Source organism: Streptomyces huiliensis (assembly GCF_020037025.1).
Taxonomy (GTDB): Bacteria; Actinomycetota; Actinomycetes; order Streptomycetales; family Streptomycetaceae; genus Streptomyces; species Streptomyces huiliensis.
The window spans coordinates 1-1,229 of the sequence record NZ_JAIQLH010000136.1 but is presented as its reverse complement, the minus strand read 5'-3'; the positions used below and the strand labels follow the sequence as shown (position 1 = coordinate 1,229).

The following is a 1,229-nucleotide window of genomic DNA, read 5'->3' as shown; positions in this document are numbered from 1 at the left end:
CGGCCGTGGCGGCCGCCGCCGCGCTCACCGCCGCGGCCTGCTCGGCCGGCGGCCCGGAAGGGGCGGGCGCCGGCGGAGGCGGAGGCTCGGGGAAGACCCTGGCCGAGGTCCGGCTCGACGGGCACACCTACCGGGTGCCGCAGCCCCTGCCCCCGGCCCCGCCCGGCAGCCCGATCGCCGCCACCCGGCACGGCCCGGACGCCCGGACCGGAGCGGCCGAGCGCTGGACCGTCCTCCACCACTCCGCCGACGCCCACGGCAAGGACATCGCCGTCAGCACCACCGTCCTCGTCCCCGCGGGCGCCGCGCCGGCGGGCGGCCGGCCCGTGCTCGCCTGGGCACACGGCACCACCGGCATCGCGGACGCGTGCGCGCCGTCGCACGCGGCGAACCTCGGCTACAACGTGTACGCCCAGGAGGCGGGCGCCTTCCTGCGGGCCGGGTACGCGGTGGTGGCCACCGACTACCCGGGCCTCGGCACCCCCGGCACCCACACCTACCTGGTCGGCCCGGACGAGGGCAACGCGGTCGTCGACAGCGTCACCGCCGCCCGCCGGCTGCTCCCGGACCTCGCGCCGGTCTGGTTCGCGGTCGGGCACTCCCAGGGCGGCCAGGCCGCCCTCTTCGCCGCCCGCGCGGCCGGACGGGCGCCCGGGACCCGGTTCGGGGGCGCCGTCGCCGTCGCCCCGGCGAGCCACCTGGACGCGATGCTGCCCGGCGTCGTCGCCGCCCACCAGCCGGGCAGCCTGGCGTTCGCCCTCTACTCCCTGGCCGGGCTCGGCGCCACCGATCCCGGCGTCGACCTGCCCCGGCTGCTCGGCCCCGCGGCCACCCGGACCGCGCGCCAGGTCTTCGACGAGTGCCTGACCGCCCCCCACCCCGCCCTGACCCGCACCACCACCGAGCAGGCCATCCCCCTCGACCGCGCCCAGCTCGCCACCGTCGGCGGCAAGATGGCCGCCTACGGCAACCCCGACCGGGCCGCCGTCCGGTCCCCCGTCCTGATCGTCCAAGGCGGCGCCGACCAGGACGTACCCGCCGCCTGGACCGCCCAGGTCGCCCGGAACCTCCGCGCCCTCGGCTCGCCCTCGGTGGCCGAGCGCATGTACGCCGGCGCCGGCCACGACGACGTACTGGGCCGGTCCTTCTGCGACGTCCTCGCCTTCCTCGCCGCCCACGGCGGCCCCTCGGCGAAGGGATGCTCGCCGTTCCGCGCGGCGGTGGGGTGA

1 protein-coding gene is annotated in these 1,229 nt (G+C 79.3%); it reads left to right on the top strand.

Features of this window, described 5'->3' with window-relative positions; all coding sequences use genetic code 11:
* Window positions 1-1,229, top strand: a 1,229-nt coding sequence (locus tag JNW98_RS22555) for an alpha/beta hydrolase family protein (protein ID WP_223770092.1), incomplete at its 5' end; no start/stop codon positions are given.